This is a genomic window from Roseovarius pacificus (assembly GCF_900142665.1).
In the GTDB taxonomy this organism is placed as follows: domain Bacteria; phylum Pseudomonadota; class Alphaproteobacteria; order Rhodobacterales; family Rhodobacteraceae; genus Roseovarius; species Roseovarius pacificus.
Genome location: NZ_FRBR01000010.1, coordinates 1 through 24,644, shown reverse-complemented (window position 1 = coordinate 24,644; position 24,644 = coordinate 1). Strand labels below are relative to the sequence as shown.

General features: G+C 62.4%; 20 protein-coding genes. 15 read left to right on the top strand and 5 right to left on the bottom strand.

The features are described 5' to 3' along the window. Position 1 precedes the first annotated feature (1 nt). The 8 genes from BUB53_RS15275 (at position 2) to BUB53_RS15240 (ending at position 8,779) form a co-directional block, all read left to right on the top strand. The gene (locus BUB53_RS15275; protein WP_073035656.1) at positions 2-394 is read left to right on the top strand and encodes an ectoine synthase; all 393 of its coding nucleotides are present in this window, start codon (positions 2-4) and stop codon (positions 392-394) included. Positions 395-436: 42 nt separating this feature from the next. Then, on the top strand, positions 437-1,876 hold the full coding sequence (locus BUB53_RS15270; protein WP_073035655.1) for an aspartate kinase: 1,440 nt from the start codon (positions 437-439) through the stop codon (positions 1,874-1,876). 143 nt (positions 1,877-2,019) lie between these two features. Beyond that, positions 2,020-2,724, top strand: a complete 705-nt coding sequence (locus BUB53_RS15265; protein ID WP_073035806.1) for a GntR family transcriptional regulator — start codon at positions 2,020-2,022, stop codon at positions 2,722-2,724. Further along, on the top strand, positions 2,714-3,622 hold the full coding sequence (locus tag BUB53_RS15260) for a dihydrodipicolinate synthase family protein (RefSeq protein WP_073035654.1): 909 nt from the start codon (positions 2,714-2,716) through the stop codon (positions 3,620-3,622). The genes BUB53_RS15265 and BUB53_RS15260 overlap by 11 nt, the downstream gene beginning before the upstream one ends. Further along, on the top strand, positions 3,619-5,109 hold the full coding sequence (locus BUB53_RS15255; protein ID WP_073035653.1) for an aldehyde dehydrogenase: 1,491 nt from the start codon (positions 3,619-3,621) through the stop codon (positions 5,107-5,109). The genes BUB53_RS15260 and BUB53_RS15255 overlap by 4 nt, the downstream gene beginning before the upstream one ends. After that, the gene (locus BUB53_RS15250; RefSeq protein ID WP_073035652.1) at positions 5,106-5,870 is read left to right on the top strand and encodes an NAD(P)-binding domain-containing protein; all 765 of its coding nucleotides are present in this window, start codon (positions 5,106-5,108) and stop codon (positions 5,868-5,870) included. Before BUB53_RS15255 ends, BUB53_RS15250 begins: the two co-directional genes overlap by 4 nt. After that, positions 5,867-7,417 (top strand): trimethylamine methyltransferase family protein, encoded by a 1,551-nt coding sequence (locus tag BUB53_RS15245; RefSeq protein WP_073035651.1) that lies wholly within the window; start codon positions 5,867-5,869, stop codon positions 7,415-7,417. Before BUB53_RS15250 ends, BUB53_RS15245 begins: the two co-directional genes overlap by 4 nt. A gap of 30 nt (positions 7,418-7,447) precedes the next feature. Further along, complete coding sequence (locus BUB53_RS15240) at positions 7,448-8,779, top strand: NAD(P)/FAD-dependent oxidoreductase (protein ID WP_073035650.1); 1,332 nt, start codon at positions 7,448-7,450, stop codon at positions 8,777-8,779. An 18-nt stretch (positions 8,780-8,797) separates the two neighbouring features. On the opposite strand, the gene cueR is transcribed toward BUB53_RS15240, so the two are convergent. The 4 genes from cueR to BUB53_RS15220 form a co-directional block, all read right to left on the bottom strand. Beyond that, positions 8,798-9,184 carry a Cu(I)-responsive transcriptional regulator gene (cueR, locus tag BUB53_RS15235; RefSeq protein ID WP_073035649.1) on the bottom strand — a complete coding sequence of 129 codons (387 nt, stop codon included), beginning with the start codon at positions 9,182-9,184 and terminating at the stop codon, positions 8,798-8,800. Then, positions 9,181-11,643 carry a heavy metal translocating P-type ATPase gene (locus tag BUB53_RS15230; protein ID WP_073035648.1) on the bottom strand — a complete coding sequence of 821 codons (2,463 nt, stop codon included), beginning with the start codon at positions 11,641-11,643 and terminating at the stop codon, positions 9,181-9,183. The genes cueR and BUB53_RS15230 overlap by 4 nt, the downstream gene beginning before the upstream one ends. Positions 11,644-11,727: 84 nt before the next feature. After that, the gene (gene pyrF / locus BUB53_RS15225; protein WP_073035647.1) at positions 11,728-12,420 is read right to left on the bottom strand and encodes an orotidine-5'-phosphate decarboxylase; all 693 of its coding nucleotides are present in this window, start codon (positions 12,418-12,420) and stop codon (positions 11,728-11,730) included. A 62-nt stretch (positions 12,421-12,482) separates the two neighbouring features. Further along, the gene (locus BUB53_RS15220) at positions 12,483-12,752 is read right to left on the bottom strand and encodes a hypothetical protein (RefSeq protein WP_073035646.1); all 270 of its coding nucleotides are present in this window, start codon (positions 12,750-12,752) and stop codon (positions 12,483-12,485) included. Between the two features lie 251 nt (positions 12,753-13,003). Between BUB53_RS15220 and clpB the strand changes: the two genes are divergently transcribed. The 4 genes from clpB (at position 13,004) to BUB53_RS23220 (ending at position 20,536) form a co-directional block, all read left to right on the top strand. Next, positions 13,004-15,622: an ATP-dependent chaperone ClpB gene (gene clpB, locus BUB53_RS15215; RefSeq protein ID WP_073035645.1), complete on the top strand. Its 2,619-nt coding sequence runs from the start codon at positions 13,004-13,006 to the stop codon at positions 15,620-15,622. Positions 15,623-15,851: 229 nt separating this feature from the next. Beyond that, positions 15,852-17,879 (top strand): glycosyltransferase family 2 protein, encoded by a 2,028-nt coding sequence (locus BUB53_RS15210; protein WP_084729187.1) that lies wholly within the window; start codon positions 15,852-15,854, stop codon positions 17,877-17,879. After that, positions 17,876-18,814 (top strand): hypothetical protein, encoded by a 939-nt coding sequence (locus BUB53_RS15205; RefSeq protein ID WP_073035643.1) that lies wholly within the window; start codon positions 17,876-17,878, stop codon positions 18,812-18,814. Before BUB53_RS15210 ends, BUB53_RS15205 begins: the two co-directional genes overlap by 4 nt. Before the next feature lie 129 nt (positions 18,815-18,943). Then, the gene (locus tag BUB53_RS23220) at positions 18,944-20,536 is read left to right on the top strand and encodes a hypothetical protein (RefSeq protein ID WP_229709565.1); all 1,593 of its coding nucleotides are present in this window, start codon (positions 18,944-18,946) and stop codon (positions 20,534-20,536) included. 53 nt (positions 20,537-20,589) lie between these two features. Here the strand turns inward: BUB53_RS23220 and BUB53_RS15190 are convergent, their stop codons facing one another. Next, positions 20,590-21,033, bottom strand: coding sequence for a DUF302 domain-containing protein (locus BUB53_RS15190; protein ID WP_073035642.1), 444 nt, complete (start codon positions 21,031-21,033; stop codon positions 20,590-20,592). A gap of 114 nt (positions 21,034-21,147) precedes the next feature. Here BUB53_RS15190 and BUB53_RS15185 point away from each other — a divergent pair, with 114 nt between their 5' ends. From BUB53_RS15185 to msrQ, 3 genes are all read left to right on the top strand, one after another. Beyond that, positions 21,148-22,641, top strand: coding sequence for an FMN-binding glutamate synthase family protein (locus BUB53_RS15185; protein WP_073035641.1), 1,494 nt, complete (start codon positions 21,148-21,150; stop codon positions 22,639-22,641). A gap of 78 nt (positions 22,642-22,719) precedes the next feature. Next, positions 22,720-23,622 (top strand): protein-methionine-sulfoxide reductase catalytic subunit MsrP, encoded by a 903-nt coding sequence (gene msrP / locus BUB53_RS15180; protein WP_073035640.1) that lies wholly within the window; start codon positions 22,720-22,722, stop codon positions 23,620-23,622. Beyond that, entirely contained in the window at positions 23,622-24,224 is a 603-nt protein-coding gene (msrQ, locus tag BUB53_RS15175) for a protein-methionine-sulfoxide reductase heme-binding subunit MsrQ (RefSeq protein WP_073035639.1), read from the top strand. Before msrP ends, msrQ begins: the two co-directional genes overlap by 1 nt. Positions 24,225-24,644: the final 420 nt, after the last annotated feature.

The window sequence follows — 24,644 nt, the reverse complement described above, 5'->3', positions numbered from 1 at the left end:
AATGATCGTGAGAGATTTCGATGACGTCGTGAAGGCCGGGAACTCGGTTTCGGACGCGAACTGGACATCCGTGCGGATGTTGCTGGCCGATGACGGGATGGGGTTTTCGTTCCACATCACCTTCCTGGAAGCGGGGAGCGAGCACACGTTCGAATACAAGAACCATTTCGAAAGCGTGTACTGTGTGCAGGGCAAGGGCTCGATCACCGATCTGAAGACGGGCGAAACCCATCAGATCAAGCCGGGCACCATGTATGCCCTGAACGAGCATGACCGCCACACCCTGCGCGCCGAAGAAGAACTGGTGATGGCCTGTGTGTTCAACCCGCCCGTAACCGGCCGCGAAGTGCACCGTGAAGACGGATCTTACGCCGCGCCGGAAGAGGTGTCCTGAAAACCAGAGGCTTTCCGGGGGCAAGCCCCGGATCGGACTGAGATGACTTTTGAAAATCATACCGTTGAAAAGATCGGTGGCACCTCGATGTCGCGATTGGACGAGTTGGTGGACAACCTGTTCAAACGCGATGCCGAGGCCGGGACATATAACCGTGTTTTCGTCGTGTCGGCGTTTGGCGGTATCACCAATCTGCTGCTGGAGCACAAGAAAAGCGGCGAGGCCGGGGTCTATGCCCGGTTCGCCAATGACGAGGACGATCACGGCTGGATGGACGCGCTGTCGAAGGTGTCCGATGGCATGCGCGCCGCGCATCAGGCGGTGTTGGACACCCCTGCCGATCTGAGTGATGCGGACGATTTCGTGCGTGACCGGGTCGAGGGGGTGCGCAACTGCCTGATCGACTTGCAGCGGTTGTGCTCCTACGGCCATTTCCGCCTGAGCCAGCATATGATGCTGACGCGCGAATTGCTGTCGGGGCTGGGTGAGGCGCATTCGGCGCATGTGGCCACGCTGGCGCTGCGTCGTGCGGGCATCAATGCCCGGTGCGTCGATCTGTCGGGCTGGCGCGACGAGCGCGAGATGACGCTGGACGAGCGCATCGAGGATGCGCTGGCCGATGTGGACGTGACGGCGGAACTGCCGATCGTGACCGGCTATGCGCAATGCGCCGAAGGTCTGATGGCCGAATACGACCGGGGCTATTCCGAAGTGACGTTCAGCCGGATCGCGGCGCTGACCGGTGCGCGCGAGGCGATCATTCACAAGGAATTCCATCTGTCGTCCGCCGACCCGAACCTTGTGGAGGGCGAGGTGCGCAAGCTGGGGCACACGAATTACGACGTGGCCGACCAGTTGTCGAACATGGGGATGGAGGCGATCCACCCCAAGGCGGCCAAGACGCTGCGCCAGGCCGATGTGCCCTTGCGTGTGACCAACGCGTTCGAGCCGCACGATCCCGGCACGCTGATCGACGATCAGCCCGCCGAAACGCCGGGCGCCGAGATCGTGACCGGCCTGAAGGTGCATGCGCTGGAGTTGTTCGAACAGGACATGGTGGGGGTCAAAGGCTATGATGCCCGGATTCTCGAGGTGCTGACACGGCATGGAATCCGGATCGTATCCAAGACTTCGAACGCCAACACGATCACGCATTACGTGGATGCCCCCCTGCGCGCGCTGCGCAAGGTCGAGGCCGATCTGAACAAGGTCTATCCCAGTGCCGAACTGACCCTGCAACCGCTGGCGATCGCGGCGGTGATCGGGCGCGACCTGACCGGGCTGAACGTGCTGGGCGAGGGCCTGAAGGCGCTGGGCGCGGCGGATGTCGAGGTGTTGGCCGCACATCAGACGACGCGTTCGGTCGATGTGCAGTTCGTTGTTTCACGCGAATCGCTGGCGGCTTCGATCAGCGCCTTGCACGGCGCGCTGATGCCTGCCGCCCAGGTTGCGGATTTTAAGCCCGGCAAGAAGGCTGCATGACCCGTAACCGATAAAACCTGATCACAATCAGCGATTTACCCCGCCCGGCCGTCCCTTGGCCCGGCGGGGTTTTTTTATGCGTGGCAGAAATATCTGGACATAAATACAAAATGTATACACAAAGTATGCAGCAAGGAGGCATCATGGCCAAGGACAAGAAATCCCACTGTCTCGAAGATTTGCGGATGCGAATCCTGACGCAGGATATCGCGCCCGGCAGCGATCTGGACGAAGCGGCATTGTGCGAGGCCTACGGGATTTCGCGCACGCCGATGCGCGAGGTGTTCCAGCGCCTGCACGGGGAGGGCTATCTGCGGCTGGAGCAGAACCGCGGGGCCAAGGTGGAATCCATGGACCTTCAGGTGATGCGCACCTTTTTCCAGACCGCGCCGGTGGTCTATGCCAATATCTCGCGCCTGGCGGCAGAGAACCGGCGCAGCGACGAGCTGAATGTGTTGCAGGAGATACAGGACGGGTTTCGCCACGCCACGCAGGCGCGCAACCCGCACGAGGCATCCTTGCTGAACCATCGGTTTCATCTGCAAATCGGCGAGATGGCGCATAACCCTTATCTGCTGCCCAGTCTCAAGCGGATGCTGATCGACCACACGCGGCTGAGCCAGACCTTTTACCGCCCGGCCTCGGCCGATGAAAAACTGCGGGTGAGCAAGGCCTGCGATCAGCACGATCAGTTGATCGTCGCGATCAAGAAGCAAGAGCCGGCACTGGCGGCGGAGATCACGCTGGATCACTGGGCGCTGTCGCGCGACCGGCTGGAACGGTTCGTGACGCCCGATCCGCTGCCGCTGGACGTGATTTCGATGAAGGACCACAGACATGCGCTTTGAAGGGATATGGACCCCCATCGTCACCCCGATGCACGATGATTTTTCCACCAACTACGAGGCGTTGGCGGACACGGTGGAGGTGCTGATCGACGGAGGGGTGAACGGGATCGTCGTGGCCGGGACCACCGGGGAATATTATGCCCAGACGATGGACGAGCGCATGGCGTTGATGCGCGAGGTGCATGGGCTGATCGGGGGGCGCGTGCCCCTGGTGGTGGGCACCGGGGCGTTGCGCACCGAGGACAGCATCGAATACGCCAAAGCCGCCAGAGAGCTGGGGGCGGACGCGATCCTGGTGGCGACGCCGCCCTATTCGGTGCCGACGGGGCGCGAGATCGCCCTGCATGCGCTGGCGGTGGACCGGGCGGCGAACCTGCCGGTGATGCTGTATAACTATCCGGGCCGGATGGGTGTGAACATGGATGAGGACTGCCTCGACCGGCTGGGGCGCTCGCCGAATTTCTGCGGCATCAAGGAAAGCAACGGCGACATCAACCGCCTGCACATGATCGCGCGCGATTACCCGCATCTGGGGCTGCTGTGCGGCATGGACGATCAGGCGCTGGAATTCTTCGCCTGGGGGGCGCGCGGCTGGGTCTGTGCCGGGTCGAACTTTGCCCCCGAGGCGCATGTGGCGCTGTATCGGGCCTGTGTCGTCGAGGGCGATTTCACCAGGGGGCGTGCGATCATGTCGGCGATGATGCCGCTGATGCGCGTGCTGGAGCAGGGCGGGAAATTCATCCAGTGCATCAAGCATGGGGTGACCATGCGCGGCATTCCCGCCGGGCCGCCGCGCAAGCCGCTGCATCCGCTGAACAAGGACGACAAGCGCGAACTGGAAGAGGTCGTGCGCACCATGAACACCGCCATCGCGGCCATCACGGGAGAGGGCAAATGAGCGAGTTGCTGACTGTCGAGGAATACCGGGCCATCGCCGCCGATCTGGACCTGCCCGCCGCGCCCTATGTGGATGGCAAGTTTCGCCGTGGCAACGGGCCGGACATGGACACCGTCAACCCCGCCACTGGCGCGGTTCTGACGCGGGTCAGCACCGCCAACCACTCGGATGTGGATTTCGCCGTGGACAAGGCGCGTGAGGCGTTCGAACGCGGGACATGGTCAAGGCTGCACCCGTCGGAGCGCAAGGATGTGCTGATCCGGTTCTGCAAGCTGATCACGCGGCGCCGTCATGAGCTGGCGGTGATGGAGAGTCTGGACAGCGGCAAGCCGATCCGCGATTGCGAAACGGTGGACATTCCCGAGGTGATCCACACGATCAAGTGGCATGCCGAGCTGATCGACAAGATCTACGATCAGGTCGGGCCGTCGGGGGACGATGCGATCAGCATGATCGTGCGCGAACCGCTGGGCGTTGTCGCCGCCGTGCTGCCGTGGAACTTTCCGCTGCTGATGATGGCGTGGAAGATCGCCCCGGCGCTGGCGGCGGGCAATTCGGTGATCGTGAAGCCTGCGGAGCAGACCAGCCTGACCGCCCTGCGTCTGGCCGAGATCGCGCATATGGCCGGTGTGCCGCGCGGCGTGTTGCAGGTGCTGCCCGGCGATGGGCCGGGCGTGGGCGCGCCTTTGGGCCTGCATCCGGGGGTGGATATGGTCAGCTTTACCGGCTCGACCGAGACCGGCAAACGCTTCCTGCGCTATTCGGCGGACAGCAACCTGAAAAAGGTCACGCTGGAATGCGGCGGCAAGAACCCGGCGGTGGTGTTCGAGGATGCCGAGAACCTCGATCATGTGGCCGGGCATGTGGTGAATGCCGCGTTCTGGAACATGGGCGAGAATTGCAGCGCGAACAGTCGGCTGATCGTCCACAAGGCCGTGAAAGAGCCGTTGATGGAGCGGATTCTGGCCCGCCTGCGGGACTGGAAAACCGGTGATCCGCTGGACCCGCAGAACCATCTGGGCGCGCTGGTGGACAGCGAGCATTGCAGGAAGGTGGCCGGGTATCTGAAGGGCAAGGCGCTGGCCGGTGGCAAGGCCGAGGGCGCATTCGTGCCGCCGACGGTTTACGAGGTGAAGAAGGACGATCCTCGCGCGCGGGAGGAAATCTTTGGCCCCGTTCTGTGCGTGATCGAGGTGGCCAGTGCGGAAGAGGCGATCGAACTGGCCAACGACACGGAATACGGTCTGACCGCGAGTGTGTTCACCGCCAATACCCGCCGCGCCATCCGGGCGGCGCGCGATATCCGGGCGGGCACCGTGACGGTCAACTGCTATGGCGAGGGTGATATCAGCACGCCGTTCGGCGGCTACAAGCAATCGGGTTTCGGCGGGCGCGATAACGGTGTGCAGGCGCATGACCAGTTCACCGAGTTGAAAACCATCTGGATCGACCTGACCGATCCCGCCGACGGGGACAACGTGGGATGAGCCGGGTCGGATTTCTGGGCACCGGCCATATCGCCGCGCCGATGGCGCGTGCGCTGGCCCGTGCGGGGCATGAGGTGACCGTCTCGCGCCGCAGCGAAGCCGTGTCTGCCGATCTGGCGGCCAGCGGGCTGGGGATCGCCGTGGCTGAAAACGCCGAGGTGGTGTCTGACAGCGAGATCGTGTTCCTGTGCCTGCGCCCGGCGGTCTGGGCCGATGTTGTGCGTGACCTGACGTTTCGCGCCGATCAGCGGATCGTTTCGGTCATGGCCGGTGTGCCGATGGCCGAGATCGCAGCCGCCTGTGCGCCGGTGTCCGATATATCGGTGACGATCCCCTATGGGTTCATCGAGCATAGCGGCTGTCCCTTGCCGGTGGCGGGCGATCCGTCGGTGGTGCAGGCGTTGTTCGGCGCGGACAACCCGGTGTTGCCGCAGGCCGACGAGGCGGCGCTGAACCACCATTTTGCGGCCTCAACGATGGTGGCCGCGGCCCTCGGCCTGCTGGAGCAGGGGGCGGAATGGCTGGCCGGGAAAACCGGCGCGCCGGAGGCGGCGGAGGTTTATGTCAGCAACCTTGTCGCCGGTGTCCTGAACGGGTTGTCGCGGGATCGTGCGGGCGAGTTGCACGACGAGAAGATGGCGCTGGCCTCGCCCAAGACCCTGAACCTGCAAATGGTCGAGGGTCTGGCGGCGCAGGGGGCCTTTGACGGTCTGCCGGGCCTGCTCGACACAATATCCGACAGCATGGATGGCAAGACATGATCGCGACGACCGAAAAACCGGCCCGGCGGGGCCGTGGTGCCCGCAAGACGGCCCGTCAGGCGCGTGACTTCACGATGCTGCCCGCCTTGAAGCGCAAGCTGCCGCTGACCGAGCCGATGGATGCGGAGCAGATCGAGCGGCTGGATGCGGCCAGCATGCATATCCTTGAAAATGTCGGCGTGGTGTTCCGCGATCCGATTGCTCTGGACGACTGGCGCAGGATGGGCGCCAGGGTGATGGACGAGACGGTGTTCCTGGATCGCGGGTTGGTGCGCGAGTTGATCAAAACGATCCCCGAGACCTTCACCTATCATGCGCGCAATCCGCAAAATAACCTGCCGTTCGGGCGCGATCATGCGATTTTCGTCCCGATGACCGGCGCGCCGTTCCTGCGCGATCTGGATGACGTGCGGCGCAATCCGACGCTGGAGGATCTGGCGAATTTCCACAAGCTGGCGCATATGCTGCCTGCGCTGCATTCCAGCGCACACCATATCGTGGAGCCTTACGACCACCCGATCAGCCAGCGGCATTTGCGCATCACCTATTCGTCGATGAAGCATTCCGACAAGACGTTCATGGGCATGACCACCAGCCCCAGGAACGCCGAGGACGTTCTGGACATGTGCGCGATCCTGTTCGGGGCGGATTATCTTGAGGATCACCCCGTGGTCACCGGCAACTGCAACGGCAACAGCCCGCTGGTGTGGGACGAAACCATGCTGGGCGCGATGCGGGCGTTTTGCCGCCGCAACCAGCCGGTGCTGTGCAGCCCCTTCGTTCTGGGCGGTGCGAACACCCCGGCCAGCGTGGCCCCGGCGGTGGCGCAGCTGAACGCCGAGGCGCTGAGTGCGCTGGCCTATACGCAGGTGATCCGCAAGGGGGCTCCGGCGATCTATGGGCATTACCTGTCGACCGTCAGCATGAAATCCGGCGCCCCGATGGCGGGCACGCCCGAGATCGGCCTGATGAACATGATGATCGGCCAGATGGCGCGGTATTACGGTGTGCCGTGGCGATCCTCGGCCAATCTGGGCGGGGCCAAGACATTCGATGCGCAGGCGGGGTATGAAAGCGCCAGCACGTTGATGGCGTTGCAGATGGCGGGCACCAACTACATGTGGCACGCGGCTGGCTGGAACGAGGCCGGGATGCATTGCAGCATGGCGAAATTCGTGGTCGATGCGGAACAATGCGCGATGGCGTATCGCATGGCCGAGGGTGTCCGCTGGGACGATTTCGACGAGGCGGTGGCGGCTGTGGCGGATATCGGCCCCGGCGGGCATTATCTTGGGCATCCGCATACGCTGGAGAATTTCCAGCGGGCGTTCTTCATGCCGGACCTGTTCGACAACAACTCGATCGAGCAATGGCAGACCGAGGGCGGGCTGGATGTGAACGAGCGGGCGCTGGCCTATACGCGCGATCTGCTGAACGCCTATGAAGAGCCGAAGCTGGAGGCGGGTGTGGACGAGGCGCTGCGCGACTACATCGCCCGGCGCGAGCGTGAAATCCCTGCGGCGGATGCCCTGAACCAGGAGTACTGAGGTTCGGCGCGGCCAGAGGAAGGGTATGCCATGAAAGTCAGACGTCTTCCCGTCGATACCGGCCCTGCGGGCTGGAACGAGATCCTGCCCGCGGCAGGTGCGCCCGAGGTTCTGGAGGAGCACATCACAGCCGATTGGCTGGTGATCGGGGCGGGGTTCGCGGGGCTGGCCGCGACCCGGCGTCTGGCGCAGTTGCATCCCGGTGCGCGGATCGTTCTGCTGGAGGCCCGTCGCGTGGGCGAGGGGCCTGCAGGGCGCAATTCGGGGTTCATGATAGATTTGCCGCATCACCTGACCTCGGACGGGTATGGCGGCCAGATGGAAAGCGACCGGGTTGAAGCGAGGGCCAATCGTGCCGGTATCGCCTTTGCCGCCGGGATGGCCGGGGAGTTCGGCCTGAGCCGGGAGGCGTTCAACCCATCGGGCAAGACCAACGCCGCCGCGTCCGAGCGTGGCCACAAGCACAACATGGATTATGCCGCGCATCTGGCGAACATGGGCGAGTCCTGTGAGATGCTGGATGCCACGCAAATGCGCGAGATGACCGGCAGCGCGTATTATCAAAGCGGGCTGTTTACCCCCGGTGCGGTGATGATCCAGCCCGCCTTGTTCGTGCGGAGCGTGGCCGGCGGGCTGAAATCCGGGCGCGTGAGCGTGTTCGAGAATTCGCCGGTGACGGAATTGAATCGTCAGGGCGATTGGACCGCGCGCACGGCAAAGGGATCGGTGACGGCGCCCAGGGTGATTTTTGGCGTGAACGGTCATGCCAACAGCTTCGATCAGTTCAGGGGGCGTTTGATGCATGTTCATCTCTATGCCTCGATGACCCGTGCCTTGACGCCGGAGGAGTGCCGCAAGCTGGGGGGCGCTGCGCGGTGGGGCGTCACGCCCGCCGATCCGATGGGATCGACCGTGCGGCGGATTTCGGGCACTGGCGGCGATCGGATCGTGGTGCGCAACCGGTTTACCTATGACCCGTCGATGCAGGTCAGCGAGGGGCGCGTTGCCCGCATGGCGCGGGATCACGACCGATCCTTTGCCGCGCGGTTTCCCGCCCTTCAAGGGATCGGGATGGAGTATCGCTGGGGCGGGCGGCTGTGCCTGAGCTGGAACAATGTGCCGGCCCTGGGTGAAGTCGACGAGGGGCTGTATTCAGCCTGTTGCCAGAACGGGCTGGGCACCGCCAAGGGCACGCTGCACGGGATGCTGATGGCGGAACTGGCATCGGGAGAGCGTTCCGAACTGCTGGATGAGGTGATGGCGCAGGATGCGCCCAGGCGTCTGCCGCCCGAGCCGTTTGCCTGTATCGGGGCCAATGCCGTCATGCGGTGGGGCGAGATAAAGGCCGGACGGGAGTTGTGAGCCGCGACGCAGCCTTGTCTATTCCCTGGCCAGATCCTTGAGGATCGGGCAATCGGGGCGGGAATCGCCCGCGCATTCGTGAACCAGATGGGTCAGCGTATCGCGCATGGATTCGAGCTGTGCCAGCTTGTCCTCGATCTGTTTCAGGTGATCCTGCGCCACGCGTTTCACATCGGCGCTGGCGCGGGTTTCGTCTTCGTAGAGCGCCAGAAGGGTGCGGCAATCCTCGATGGAAAAGCCAAGCGCGCGGGCGCGGCCCAGAAAGGCCAGCTTGTGCGCGTCGGTTTCCTGAAACCTGCGGTATCCGTTGGTATCGCGTGCGGGCCGGATCAGGCCGATATCCTCGTAATAGCGGATGGTCTTGGGGGGCAGGCCGGTGCGTTTGGCGACGTCCGAGATATTCATGCTGCGGCCCTTTCCATCGCGGGTTTGACGCGGCGCAGGCGCAGGGCGTTGGACAGCACGAACACCGAACTGAGCGCCATGGCCCCGGCGGCCAGCATCGGCGAGAGCATCGTGCCGGTCAGCGGATAAAGCACACCGGCGGCCACCGGGATCAGCGCGGTGTTGTAGGCGAAGGCCCAGAACAGGTTTTGCCGGATATTGCGCAGGGTGGCGCGCGACAGGTGCGCGGCGTTCACCACCCCCGACAGATCGCCCGAGATCAGGACGACATCGGCGGAATCGATGGCCACATCCGTGCCGCTGCCCACGGCCAGCCCGATATCGGCCTCGGCCAGGGCGGGGGCGTCGTTGATGCCGTCGCCGACGAAGGCCACCGGCCCGAACGCATCGCGCAGGGCCTTGATGGCGTTCACCTTGCCGTCGGGCAGGACTTCGGCCTCGATATGGTCGATGCCGAGGTCGGCGGCGATGGCCTGTGCGGTGGCGCGGGTGTCGCCGGTGATCATCGCGGTTTTCAGGCCACGGGCATGCAGCGCGTCGATTACCGCGCGGCTGCTGTCCTTGACCGGGTCGGCCACGGCCAGAAGCGCGGCCAGTTGCCCGTCGATGGCGGCGAATACCGGGGTTTCGCCGCGCGCGCCCATTTCGGCCAGCGTATCGGCCAGGGGGGCGGTGTCGATGCCTTCGCGTTCCATCAGGCGGGTGGCCCCGACCAGCAGGTCATGCCCGTCGACACGGGCGCTGAGGCCAAAGCCGCTGATCGCCTTGAAGCTTTCGGGCCTGGGCACTGTCAGGCCGCGGTCCTGTGCGGCGGTCTCGATCGCGCGGGCGATGGGGTGTTCGGATTGCCCTTCGACGGCGGCGACAAGGCGGAGCGTGTCGTTTTCTTCATGGCCGTTCGTGGTGCTGATGCGGGTCAGGCGCGGGTGGCCCTCGGTCAGGGTGCCGGTTTTGTCGAAGGCGATAACGCGGGCCTCGTCGAGGCTTTGCAGGGCGTCGCCCTTGCGGAACAAAACGCCCTGTTCGGCGGCGCGGCCCGTGCCCACCATGATCGAGGTGGGCGTGGCCAGACCCATGGCGCAGGGGCAGGCGATGATCAGAACGGACACGCCCGCCACAAGGGCGAAGGTCAGCGCCGGGTCGGGGCCGAAGGCCAGCCATGCGGCGATGGTGACAAGCGCGACGGCGATCACGGTGGGCACGAAGATGCGCACCACCTTGTCGGCCAGCGACTGGATCGGCAGCTTGGCGCCCTGCGCCTCTTCGACCATCGAGATGATCTGCGCCAGCATGGTGTCGCGGCCCACCTTGGTGGCGCGGAAGGTCAATGCGCCTTCGCCGTTGATGGTGCCGCCGATCACGGTGTCGCCCGTGGCCTTTTCGACCGGGACGGGCTCGCCCGAGATCATGCTTTCATCGACATAGGAGGTGCCGCCGGTGACGTCACCGTCGACCGCGATCTTTTCACCGGGGCGGACGTGGAGGGTATCGCCGACGCCGACCTCATCAATCGGGATCTCGGTGATCTCGCCCTTGCGTTCGACGCGGGCGGTGTGGGCCTGAAGGCCGATCAGTTTCTGGATCGCGGCCCCGGTGCGACCCTTGGCGCGGGCTTCGAGCCAGCGGCCGAGAAGGATCAGCGCGACGATCACGGCGGCGGCTTCGAAATAGACGGCGCGGGTGCCTTGCGGCAGAAGCGCGGGGGCGAACAGGGCGATGGTGGAAAAGCCCCATGCGGCGCTGGTGCCAAGCGCGACGAGGCTGTTCATGTCCGGTGCGCCGCGCAACAGGGCGGGGACGCCTTTGGTGAAGAATTCGCGCCCCGGCCAGATCAGGGCGAGCGTGGTCAGGGCGAACTGGATCACCCATGACGTGGTGCGCCCGATGGTGCCCTGAATCAGATCGGCAAAGCCGGGGATCGTGTGGCTGCCCATTTCGAGGACGAACACCGGCAGGGCCAGCGCCATGGCGATCAGGGTCATGCGGCGGGCATGGTCGATTTCGGCCTGACGGCGGGCGGATTGATCGTTTTGATCGGTGTCTTCGGATGGGCGGGTGGGATAGCCGGATTCGGTGACGGCGCGGGCCAGTTGCGCGGGATCGGTCGCGCCGGGCAGGTAGCGCACGGTCGCGGTTTCCGAGGCGAGGTTGACCGAGGCGTTCAGCACGCCGGGCTGGCCGGTCAGGGTGCGCTCCACCCGGCCCGTGCAGGAGGCGCAGGTCATGCCGGTAACGGTGAGGGTCGTCGTGGCCTCGCGCGCCGGATAGTTGGCGGCCTGCAAGGCTTGGGTGATCTGCGCCAGATCTGCGCCATCGGCGATCATCTGCGCCGAGCCATTGGCGAAATTGACGGACACGTCGCTGACGCCGGGAACGGATTGCAGCGCGCGTTCCGCCCGGCCCGCGCATCCGGCGCAAGAGAGGCCTTCGACCTCGATTCGGAGTGTGTGACGTGACATGGCGATCCCCTTTCTGAGTGTCAGATAGAGGTTCCAGTCACGGGAAGGTCAAGGGCCATGTGGGAAAAAGTGCCAAACCCGCGTTCAGCCGTTCAATTCCTCGAGGATTGCGCGGGTGGCGGCACGGGGATCGGCGGCGGACCAGACCGGGCGGCCCACCACGATGTGATCGGCCCCGTCGGCAACGGCCTGTGCCGGGGTGGCGACACGTTTCTGATCGCCGAGCGCCGCGCCTGCGGGACGCACGCCGGGGGTGACGATCAGGCGGTCTCTGGCTTCGGGGAGGGCGCGGATCATGGCGGCCTCTTGCGGTGAGGCGATGACGCCATCGGCCCCGGCCTCGAACGCGCGGGCGGCGCGTTCGGCCACCAGATCGGGGATGTCGCCGGCGCGGATCAGGCTGGCGTCCAGATCGGAGCGGTCCAGCGATGTCAGGATGGTGACCGCCAGGATCTTGGTCTGGCTGCCTGCCGCGCCTTGTTTGGCGGCGCGCACGACATGGGGATCGCCATGCACCGTCAGGAAATCCAGCCCGAACTGCGCGAGCCCGCGCACGGCGTTTTCCACCGTGGCGCCGATGTCGAACAGTTTCATGTCCAGAAAGATGCGTTTGCCGTGTTCCTGCTTGAGTTCGTTGGCCAGCGCCAGCCCGCCGCCGGTCAGCATGCCGAGGCCGATCTTGTAGAACGACACGTCATTGCCCAGCACTTCGGTCAGCTTGAGGGCTTGCAGGGCGTTGGGCAGATCGAGGGCGACGATCAGGCGGTCATCGGACATGGGGCTGAACCTTGTTGCAGTGTGTCGAAGTCAGGCCCTTGTCGCGGTGGAGGGGGGCTGCGTCAAGCCTCGTTCAGTTCGGAGTGCAGCGCATTTTCGGCCAGTTCGACGGTTTGCCGTCCGGTGCGGACTTCGGGCATGCGTCCGAGTTGGCTTATGGCGTCCTCGAGCAGTGTCCGCAGGATATCGGGCCGTGGGGCGTTTTCGCCGAGGCGGGCCTTGCAGTTCAGGGTTATGCCGCCCCTGTCCGTCAGCAACTGAAGGGTTGCGCGGTAGGTTTCCATATGGGGAAGGTGGGTCAGGCCGACGACCCTGACGTTCTGAATGCGCATGATGACCGGTCCACTCGTTACCGGGGGGACAATACAAGGATTCGCCGTGAGGAACAGGTGAACGCGGCGGCAACATTCCCCCGGTGTCACGGGGCGATATCTTTGGCGGGGCATTTAGCGGCAAGTTTTGCCGTTCCCGACCTTGAACAGCATGAGGCCACTGCCCACATCAGATTGCGAGGTTCCCGAAAGCCGTATGCCTTATACAGGGTGCGCAAACGGGGTAACGCTTGTGACAAAGGAGAACACCCATGGACTTGAACAAGTTCACGGAGCGGTCGCGTGGATTCATTCAGGCTGCGCAGACCATCGCGATGCGGGAAAGCCATCAGAAACTGGCCCCCGAACATCTTTTGAAAGCCTTGATGGACGATGCCGAGGGGCTGGCCAGCAACCTGATCAAGCGGGCGGGCGGCGATCCGGCGCGCGTCAGGCAGGCGGTCGACCTGGCACTGGGGAAAATCCCGCAGGTGTCGGGCGATGCCGGGCAGACCTATATGGACCAGCAGACCGGCAAGGTTCTGGCCGAGGCCGAGAAACTGGCCGACAAGGCCGGGGACAGTTTCGTGCCGGTCGAGCGGATTCTGACCGCCCTGGCCATCGTCAAATCCCCTGCCAAGGATGCGCTCGAGCAAGGCGCGATCACCGCGCAGAAGCTGAACGAGGCGATCAACGACCTGCGCAAGGGCCGCACGGCGGACAGCGCCAGTGCCGAGGATACCTATGAGGCGCTGGAAAAATATGCGCACGACCTGACCAAGGCCGCCGAGGAAGGCAAGATCGACCCAATCATCGGGCGTGACGACGAAATTCGCCGCGCGATGCAGATTCTGAGCCGCCGCACCAAGAACAACCCCGTTCTGATCGGTGAGCCGGGCGTGGGTAAAACCGCGATTGCCGAAGGGCTGGCGCTGCGGATCGTCAATGGCGACGTGCCCGAAAGCCTGCGCAACAAGCGGTTGCTGGCGCTGGACATGGGGGCGCTGATTGCCGGTGCGAAATATCGCGGCGAGTTCGAGGAGCGCCTGAAGGCGATCCTGAACGAGGTGACCGCCGCGGCGGGTGAAATCATCCTGTTCATCGACGAGATGCACACGCTGGTCGGGGCCGGCAAGGCCGACGGCGCGATGGATGCCGCCAACCTGATCAAGCCCGCGCTGGCGCGTGGCGAGTTGCACTGTATCGGTGCGACCACGCTGGACGAGTACCGCAAGCACGTCGAAAAGGACGCTGCGCTGGCGCGTCGGTTCCAGCCGCTCGTGGTCGAGGAGCCGACGGTCGAGGATACGATCTCGATCCTGCGCGGGATCAAGGAAAAGTACGAGTTGCACCACGGTGTGCGGATTTCCGACAGCGCGCTGGTGACGGCGGCCACGCTGAGCCACCGCTATATCACGGACCGTTTCCTGCCCGACAAGGCCATCGACCTGATGGACGAGGCCGCCAGCCGTCTGCGCATGGAAGTGGACAGCAAGCCCGAGGAACTGGACGCGCTGGACCGCGATATCCTGCAAAAGCAGATCGAGGCCGAAGCCCTGCGCAAGGAGGATGACGCCGCCAGCAAGGACCGGCTGGAGAAGCTGGAAAAGGAACTGGCCGAGTTGCAGGAGAAATCCAGCGAGATGACCGCGCAATGGCAGGCCGAACGCGACAAGCTGGCCGGTGCGCGCGATCTGAAAGAGCAGCTCGACAAGGCGCGGATCGAACTGGACCACGCCAAGCGCGAGGGCAACCTGGCCCGCGCGGGCGAGTTGTCTTACGGTGTGATCCCGCAGCTTGAAAAGCAGTTGGCCGAGGCCGAGCAGGCCGAGGACGAAGGCGTGATGGTCGAAGAGGCCGTGCGCCCCGAACAGATCGCCCAGGTGGTCGAACGCTGGACGGGTATCCCGACGGCCAAGATGCTGGAAGGCGAACGCGAGAAGCTGCTTGGCATGGAGGACAACCTGCATCGCCGGGTGATCGGGCAGGATCAGGCCGTCAAGGCCGTGGCCAATGCCGTGCGCCGGGCGCGTGCGGGCCTGAACGACGAGAGCCGTCCGCTCGGGTCGTTCCTGTTCCTTGGGCCGACGGGTGTGGGTAAGACCGAACTGACCAAGGCGGTGGCCGAGTTCCTGTTCGACGATGATGGCGCGATGGTGCGTATCGACATGTCGGAGTTCATGGAAAAGCATTCGGTTGCCCGCCTGATCGGCGCGCCTCCGGGCTATGTGGGGTATGACGAGGGCGGCGTTCTGACCGAAGCCGTGCGTCGCCGTCCCTATCAGGTGGTGCTGTTCGACGAGGTCGAAAAGGCCCATCCCGAGGTGTTCAACGTGCTGTTGCAGGTTCTGGACGACGGTGTTCTGACCGACGGGCAGGGCCGGACCGTGGACTTCAAGCAGACGCTGATCATCCTGACGTCGAACCTTGGGTCTCAGGCCCTGAGCCAGATGCCCGAGGGCGCCGATGCCAGCGATGCCAAGCGCGACGTGATGGATGCGGTGCGGTCGCATTTCCGGCCCGAGTTCCTGAACCGTCTGGACGAGATCGTGATCTTCGATCGCCTGACACGCGATCAGATGGACGGGATCGTGGATATCCAGATGGCCCGGTTGCTCAAGCGGCTGGCCAGCCGCAAGATCGCGCTGGAGCTGGATGACGGCGCCCGTACATGGCTGGCCGATCAGGGCTATGATCCGGTCTATGGCGCGCGTCCGCTCAAGCGGGTGATCCAGAAGGCGTTGCAGGACCCGCTGGCCGAGGCATTGCTGGCCGGTGAGATCAGGGACGGGGATACCGTTCCGGTCTCTGCCGGGGCCGAGGGTCTTTTGATCGGCGATCGTGTCGGCACCTCGGACCGTCAGCCGCCGCAAGATGCGGTCGTGCATTAAGCCGGACTGACGGCTGCTGAAATCAGGCCCCGCGGAAGCCCCGGCTTCTGCGGGGTTTTTCGTGTCTTGCACCGAAGTGACAGGTTGGCTGCGCAATGCCTGCAATTGCACACAGGCGGTTGCGCCGCTTTATGGCGCGCCTGTATAGTCGGCGGCGGTAGCGCCCCCGGTGTGCGGTGCCGCGCCATTCGGGTTGGCGCATGCAACGATAAGAACAAGTATTCAGGTTATGGCAGAGCAGTCTCCCGCAAAAGAACAAGGCCAGGCATTGCCGCGCTGGCTGGACCAGCTTCGCCCCGGTGGGCATGGCGAAGGGTTCATCGAAAAGCAATTGCGTCACAGTCTGATGTTCGTCAGGCGCCCGGTGAACCGTTTGCTGGTGAGTTTCGACAACCTGTCGAATGTGGGCGACACATCGCTGGAGCGCGAGCCCTGGGCGTTCAAGTTCGCGCAGGACAGCAATATCAGCCATCTGGGCATCATGGCGCATGTCAGTGACTGGTACCGCGATCCGGTTTTGATCGGGCGGATGCAGAAGCTGGCCGCTGATGGGTTTTTCGACGGGTATGACCGGGTGGTTTTTGCCGGTGTGTCGATGGGCGGGTTTGCCTCGATCGTGTTCGGGTCGCTTGTGCCGGGGGCGCATGCGGTGGCGATCAACCCGCAAAGCACACTGGACGAGGCGCTGGTGCCGTGGGAGACGCGCTATGAAAACGGGCGGCGGCAGGACTGGACCCTGCCCCTGTCGGATGCGGCGGCGCTGACCGGCGGGTTCGAACGGGTCAATATTTTCTATGATCCCTATCACGAACTGGACCAGGCGCATGTGGATCGCTTTGGCGGGGACAACGTGCATATTTTCAATTGCCGTTATTCGAACCACAAGACAGCCGTTTTCCTGCGCAAGATAGATGCGCTGAAACCGGTGATGCACGAGGCGATTTTTGGCGACCTGACCGAGCTGGAGTTTTACCGGCTGTATCGTGGGCGTCGGAATCTGCCGTGGTTCCGTGGTGCGCTGAGTTCATATTACGAAAGCAAGGGGCGTAACGAGCGGGCTGAGCATGTGACCGCGTTGTTCCGTCGCCGGATACGCCAGATAAAACAGGAAGAGGCGCAAGAGGCCGAGGCGGCAAAGGAGTGGGGCGAAGAGGGCGATGCGGCGGAAACCGCCGGGTCGTCTGTGGATATCACCGAGGTGAGCGCCCCCGCCATACGACCGCAGGGATCGCGCCGGAACGAACGCCGCACCATTGTGACCACGATGAAGAACGAAGGGCCGTTCATGCTGGAATGGGTGGCCTATCACCGGGCCATCGGGTTTACCGATTTCCTGATCTACACCAATCATTGCGCCGACGGCACGGACAGGATTGCAATGCGCCTGGAAGAGCTTGGCGTGGTGCAGCATGTCGACAACCAGTTCAAGAAAGGCGCCAGCCCGCAGCGTGCGGCTCTGCGCCGGGTCCGCCGCGAAAAGATATATGACGAGACCGACTGGATCATTTGCTCGGACTGCGACGAATTCCTGAATGTGCGCGCCGGAGGCGGAACCCTGGACGATCTGTTCGAGGCGGTCGGCGGGGCGGATGCGATTTCGTTGTGCTGGAAGATTTTCGGCTGCGGGAATCAGGTGGCCTATGAAGACCGGTTCGTGACCGAGCAGTTCACATGGGGTGCGCAAGAGGATTTCCGCGGAAAATTCAGAGCGCTTGGCCTGAAAACCCTGTTCCGCCCGTCTGATGCGATAACCAGGATCGGGGTGCACCGCCCCAAGTTTCAGGGCCGCCCCGAGGGATTCGTGTGGACCGATGCGGGCGGGCAGCCGATGCCGGACAAGTATTTCGCGACAGGCTGGTCGGCCCGGTCGGGGTTTCGCCACGATCATGCACGCCTGCATCATTATGCCGTACGTTCGGTCGACAGCTTTCTGGTCAAGCGTGATCGGGGGCGCACGAACCATGTCAAAGACGATCAGGGTATTGCCTATTGGGCCGATATGAATCTGAACATGGAAGAGGATAAATCGCTGGTGCCCACCGTTGCGCGGACCCGCAAGGTGTATGATGAACTGTTGAGTGACCCTGAGATAGCCCGCCTGCATACCGAAGCCTGCGATTGGCATCGCGCCAAGATTGCTGCGCTGAAAGAGCATGAAGAGTGGGTTGCCCTGCACGAAGTGTTGCAGACGATCAATCGGCCAGGTGAGAAGCCTGTCAGTCTTAAGCAGCTGGCGTCGGGGCTTGCCGTGGGATGAGCCCGAAACCGCACTTCATTCTGCATGGGGGGTTTCACAAAACAGCATCGACCCATATCCAATCGACCCTGAACCGCAACAAAAAGAAACTTCAGCGGCATGGTATTACATATGTTCATCATCGCGATACGCGAAAGAAGCTGACCGTTCCCTGCCAGTTTCATGTATATCAGCAACTTGGTCTCAATTTTGAGATCAAGTACAGCGAAGAAGAACTGAAGGAGATATCCGAAAAGTATTTCGAAGAAGTTCTTTCCGGTGCGGGGGCGAGAATCATCATTTCCGATGAGAATATGGCGGGGCATTGCGGACATTGCGTGAAACGTGGCCTGCTTTATCGCTGGCGGAACAGATTGCTTCGCACATTTGCGCAGCAATTTCCGTTTCCGGTTGCGGAAGTGCATCTGGCGGTGCGTAATTACGCGGATTTCTTTTCGGCAGCATATGTCGAGTTTCTTCGTTCCTCGACCAGTCAGAATTTTCTGGATGTTTCCGAAATGAAAATTCGTGTTCTGGAGCATATGCCCAGTTGGTATAAGCTTATCCTGACTGTCGGGGAGAATTTTCCCGAGGCCAGGATTAATGTCTGGAAATACGAGGATTACAGGGCGCTGGAAAAACAGGTCTTTGCCAATCTCTGTGGACCGGACTTCGATCTTGAGCTGCTTGAGCCGCCTGCCGACAAGAACAGGCGCCCGACTGCTTCGGGGCGGGCGGTAGAGGAGGTTCTCAAGCTAATCTATCGGCACGGCGCCGATTATGCGTTGAGTCGCCGGGTCGAAATACAGGAGCAGTTTCCCAAGAGTGCCGAGAATGGGGTTTTCGACCCGTGGACACCGTCCGAGCGCGCGCATCTGACCCGGATGTATGAGCGTGATATCGACGACATTCGCGCCAATCCGGATATAACCCTGATCGAGCCCGGACAGGTCTGAGTATTGTGGCGCAACCGCGTCAGGTTGATGTGTGGTGACGGGTTGCGACAAGAAAGGATTGCGCGGCGTATAACCGGCTCGTAAGGCTTTGGGGCAATGGATAAAACGCCCGTAAAGGGTGCGACGTGAATGAGGGTGCAGATGGGTTGCGATTACGAGATCGGAATGCTGTGGGTCGAAGGCCCGCTGAGCTATGTCGAAGTGTTGTGTGCACAGTCCTTCCTTGATGCGGGGCATCATGTGAAGCTTTATCACTACAAGGACGTGCAGAACGTGCCCGCCGGTGTCGAACTGATTCATGGTGACAGCGTTCTGAAGATCGACCGTTTCATCCAGCATGGGCGCACCGGCAGTTTTGCGCTGTTTTCAGATGTTTTTCGCTATCACCTGCTGAAGCAGAATGACCGGATGATCTGGGCCGATCTGGATGCCTATTGCGTCAAGCCGTTCGAAACCGCGACGGGCCATTTCTTTGGCTGGGAATCGGATGCACATATCAATGGCGGGGTGCTTGGCCTGCCGCCCGACAGCGATGCACTGGGTCAGCTTCTGGAAATGACCGAAGACGAGTTTGGCATCCCCGAATGGTATTCGGACCGCGAAAAGAAACGCCTGCAAAAACTGAAGGACCAAGGCAACCCCGTTCATGTCAGCGACATGCCGTGGGGCGTTTGGGGCCCGCAGGCTGTCACGCATTATCTGCAAAAGACCGGAGAGGATAAATATGCCTTCCCGATCGACGGGTTGTATCCGGTCAGTTTCCGGGATCGCCGGTTGTTGATGCGCACGCAAGGGCTGGCTGCAATCGAGGAGATGCTGAGCGAGAATACCTACTCGGTGCACTTCTATGGCCGTCGCGTGCGCGAGTTCCTGGCGGATATCGGCGGGATGCCCGAGCCCGACAGCTGGATGGATCGTGCCTTGAAGAAGCACAAGGTCGATTGCGATGCCGCCCCCGTCATGGCCCGCAAGGGAAAAGAGGTTCTTAAAGAGGCGGAAATTCTGGCCAACACCAAGACCGCGCCGCGCAAGTCCACGGGAAAAGGCGGCGTAAACCTGAGCGATCTGGCGGACCGGTACGGGACCGACAAAGGAGCGTCCAGGCATCGGTATACCGAACTGTATCAGATGCTGTTCCATCCTTATCGTCAGCGCAAGATCAGCGTTCTGGAAATGGGAATTCTGAACGCATCGCCCGAACAAATCGAAGAGATGGACCAGGACCCGAGCATGGTTCCGTCAATTCGGATGTGGCTGGAGTATTTCCCCAAGGCTCATGTGCACGGGTTGGATATAGCGGATGTGTCGTGGTTCAGGGATGATCGTTTCACGTTTCATCAATGCGATATGGCGGATCGCGAACAGATTGCCGCCGCTGCCGAGTCCATCAACCCGGCACCGACCATCGTGATCGACGATGCCAGCCACGCCAGCCATCACCAGCAGAATGCGTTTCTGGAGGTGTTCCCGCGGATGGAGTCCGGCGGCCTTTATGTGATCGAAAGCCTGCGTCGGCAGCCCGGTGAGCTGGAACTGCCCGATATCACCAAGACTGCCGCGCTGTTTCGTGGCTGGCTGGAGGATGGGGAGTTTCGCCACACCGATCCCGAACTCTCGGCAGAGTTCAACGCGGTCGCGCAGGACATATCGGGGAGTATCATCGAGCCGGTCCGCTTTCTGAAAGGGCGGCGCGACCAGATCGTGGTGGTTCACAAGAAATGAAAACCGCGCGGCCCTGAGGCTGCGCGGTTCCCGTCCCGGACTGTGGATATGATCTATTTCTCGCCGATTGCCGCGCGGGCGATTCCGTCGAGCAGCGATTGCACCTTTTGCATTTCGCCCTCGGGGAAGGCGCGGTAGCCGACGATGACCTCGCCGGGGGTGTCGGCCCGCTCAGCGACGAAGATGCTGTAGGGGCAGAAGGCGATGTTCATCGGGTCGGCCTCCATCACTTCGCGCGACAGCATGGCCGAGCAGAAACTGTAGGCGTCGGCCTGTGTGAACAGGACCACATCCGAACCGACATCGGCACGGGTGCGTTCCAGCATTTCGCCCACATGGCTGACATGGTCGATGACCAGTCCCTGATTGACGATTGCCGTTTCCAGGCCGAATGCCACGTCTTCGAAGGCCTGGTCGGTGGTATAGGTCACCATGTCTTGTGCGGATGCGGCTGCGGCGGTCAGGGCGATGGCGGCGGTGAGGGTGATGAATTTCATTCCGGCGTCCTTTCGAGGCGTGGTTTCGGGTTGTGGCACTGTCGGCAAAGGCGCAGTGTATGTTGCAAGAGTGCATCCTCCCTTGACCCATATCAACACGGAAGAGACGGTTAAATGAGTTACGCAGTACATGCCCTTGAAGTTCTGGCCCTCATATTCGTTCTGGTGCTTGGGTTTGGCGTTGCGCTGATCGTGGCCTTTTACATCCTGGACAAGACGCAGGCCGGCGATGCGATTCGCCGCAACTATCCGGTGATCGGGCGGTTCCGGGGGTTGTTCACCAAACTGGGCGAGTTTTTCCGGCAGTATTTCTTTGCCATGGACCGAGAAGAAATGCCGTTCAACCGGGCGCAGCGCGACTGGGTGTATCATGCGGGCAAGGGCAAGGGGAACACGGTGGCCTTCGGCTCGACCCGGAACCTGTCGATCCCCGGAACGCCGATTTTCGTCAACGCTTGTTTTCCACCGCTGGACGATCAGTGCGCCACGACCGAGCCGATGGTGATCGGGCCGACGGCGGCCGTGCCGTACCGGGCAAAGTCGATCTTCAATATCTCCGGCATGAGCTATGGCGCGATTTCGCGCCCGGCGATTGAGGCGCTGAGCCGCGGGGCGGCCAGGGCGGGAATTTGGCTGAACACCGGCGAGGGCGGTCTGTCTCCTTTTCACCTGAAGGGGGGGTGCGATATCGTCTATCAGATCGGTACGGCGAAATACGGTGTGCGCGATGCCGAGGGGAACCTCGATGACGAAAGGCTGCGCGATGTGGGGGCGAACCCGCATGTGAAGATGTTCGAGCTGAAGCTGGCGCAGGGGGCCAAACCGGGCAAGGGCGGTATTTTGCCCGGCGCAAAGGTGAATGCCGAGATTGCGGAAATACGCGGGATTCCCGAGGGCGAGGACAGTATTTCCCCGAACCGCCATCGCGAGATCGACGGTTTTGACGATCTGCTGAACATGATTGCCCATATCCGGACGGTTACGGGCAAGCCCGTGGGCTTCAAGACGGTGATCGGATCGTCCGATGCCTGGATCGAGTTTTTCGAGATGATCAATCTGCGGGAAGACGATTGCGCACCGGATTTCATCTGCGTCGATGGCGGCGAGGGCGGGACAGGCGCCGCGCCGATGCCCCTGATCGACCTTGTCGGCATGCCCATCCGCGAGGCGCTGCCCCGCATGGTCGATTTGCGGGATCGTCATGGTTTGAAGGATCGCATCCGGATCATCGCCAGCGGCAAGCTGGTCAACCCGTCCGATGTGGCCTGGGCACTGTGTGCAGGTGCGGATTTCGTGACCTCGGCGCGCGGGTTCATGTTTTCGCTCGGCTGCATCCAGGCGCTCAAGTGCAACCGCAATACCTGCCCCACGGGCATAACCACCCATGATCCGCGCCTTCAGGGCGGTCTGGTGGTCGAGGACAAATATCTGAAGGTTGCGAATTACGCCAAATCCGTGATCGGAGAGGTCGAGACCGTCGCGCATTCCGTCGGCGTCACCGAGCCGCGCCTGATGCGGCGGCGGCATGTACGGATCGTGCAGGCCGATGGAAGTTCGGTTCCGTTCAACAAGACCCGGCCAAGTTACAATGCAGGCACGCCAATGTGACGAGACGTGCGCCTGTGTCCTCGTGACGGCTTGGGTGGTGTCTCTATATAAGGTGTCAGGACGTGAAGGAGAGACACCATGGCCAACCGCTGGACAAACGACCTGACCGAACGCGACGTGACACCGGAACAGGTATTCATGAACCGCCGTCAATGGATGGCCGGTGCGGCGGCGGGCCTGGGGCTGGCGGGTATCGGCGGACAGGCCCGCGCCGAGGGTATGGAGCCCAACAGCTGGGAAGAGATCACCAGCTACAACAACTATTATGAGTTCGGCACAGGCAAGGACGATCCCTACAAGAACGCCCGGCGGCTGAAAATCGACCCGTGGACCGTTCGTATCGACGGTCTGGTGGAGCGTCCCGGCGATTATGCCTTTGACGACATCATGTCGAAGATGACCATCGAGGAGCGCCTGTACCGTCTTCGTTGTGTCGAGGCATGGTCGATGGTGGTGCCGTGGAACGGATTCGAACTGGCCGATCTGCTGGACATGGCAGGCGTGCAGGCAGGTGCGAAATACGTGGCGTTCGAAACCGTGCTGCGCAAGGACGAGATGCCCGGCACGCGCTATCCGGTTCTGGACTGGCCCTATGTCGAGGGCCTGCGTCTGGACGAGGCGATGCATCCCCTGACGATCATGGCCACCGGTATTTATGGCCGGGACATCCCCAAGCAGAACGGCGCGCCGTTGCGTCTGGTGGTGCCGTGGAAGTACGGGTTCAAATCCATCAAGTCGGTGGTCCGGGTCACTCTGACCGACAAGGAACCCCCGACCAGCTGGAACAAGGCCAACCCGGACGAGTATGGTTTCTACGGCAACGTGAACCCGCAGGTCGATCATCCGCGTTGGTCTCAGGCGACCGAGCGCCGGATCGGCGGCGGGCTTTTCTCGCCACGGGTCGAGACGCTGATGTTCAACGGCTATGGCGACGAGGTGGCCGGGCTGTATGACGGCATGGATCTGAAACGGTTCTTCTGATGATTGCCGATCGCCTGAACCGTCTGGCCCGGAAGGTGCCCGCGGCAGTGCTTTATGTGCTGGGTCTGGTTCAGGCGCTGTGGCTTTTCTATCTGGGCGCGACAGGCGGTCTGGGTGTCGAGCCGATCAAGGCGCTCGAACACGAACTGGGGGAGATCGCGTTGCAGCTTATCATTGCCGGGCTGTGTATCACTCCGTTGCGCCGGTTCGCAGGGATCAACCTGCTGAAGTTCCGGCGTGCCCTTGGGCTGATGGCATTTTTCTTTGTCACGCTTCATCTGTTGGTCTGGCTGGTGCTGGACGTGCAGATCCCGGCGCTGATCTGGGCGGATATCCTCAAGCGCCCCTATATCACGGTCGGGATGCTGGCCTTTGCATTGATGATACCGCTGGCGATGACCTCGAACGGGTGGTCGGTTCGACGTCTGGGTGCGCGATGGCGCAAACTGCATCGGCTGACTTATGCCGTGGCCGTTCTGGGCGGGATACACTTTCTGTGGCTGGTAAAGGGCTTTCAGATGGAACCGATCCTGTATCTTGCGGCGATTGTGCAGCTTCTGGCCCTGCGTGTTCGCCCGGTGCGGCGAAAACAGGCGGCCTGATACGGCACCTGATGAGAATTTAAGCCAGAGAGAAACGGCGCGAGGGGCGGGTTTTGGCGGAGTCTTCGCCATGTGAGGGCCGTTTCGGGCAAGGCCCGGTTCGCTGGCCCGTGGGATTCGGAGGCGAATTTTTGCGTCTGATTCACCGAGTGACTCGCGATTGGAGGGCAGGTTTCGCCGGTGAGTCTGGTGGAAATTGGGGATAAGCTTGTGGATAACTCAAGATGTAGGGGCTGAAACGGCTGGAATGTAGCGCGAAACGGACGCCTTGAGTAGGCTCGGCAAAAATCGACACGTCTATCTTATTGAAATTAAACGGTTATATGGTTTTTCAAAAAAAATGTGACGTTGTGTGTAAAAAGGGGTTGCGGGGTTTGGGGTGAAGCAGTAGATACCCCTTCACCGGCGGCGCTGAGGCGC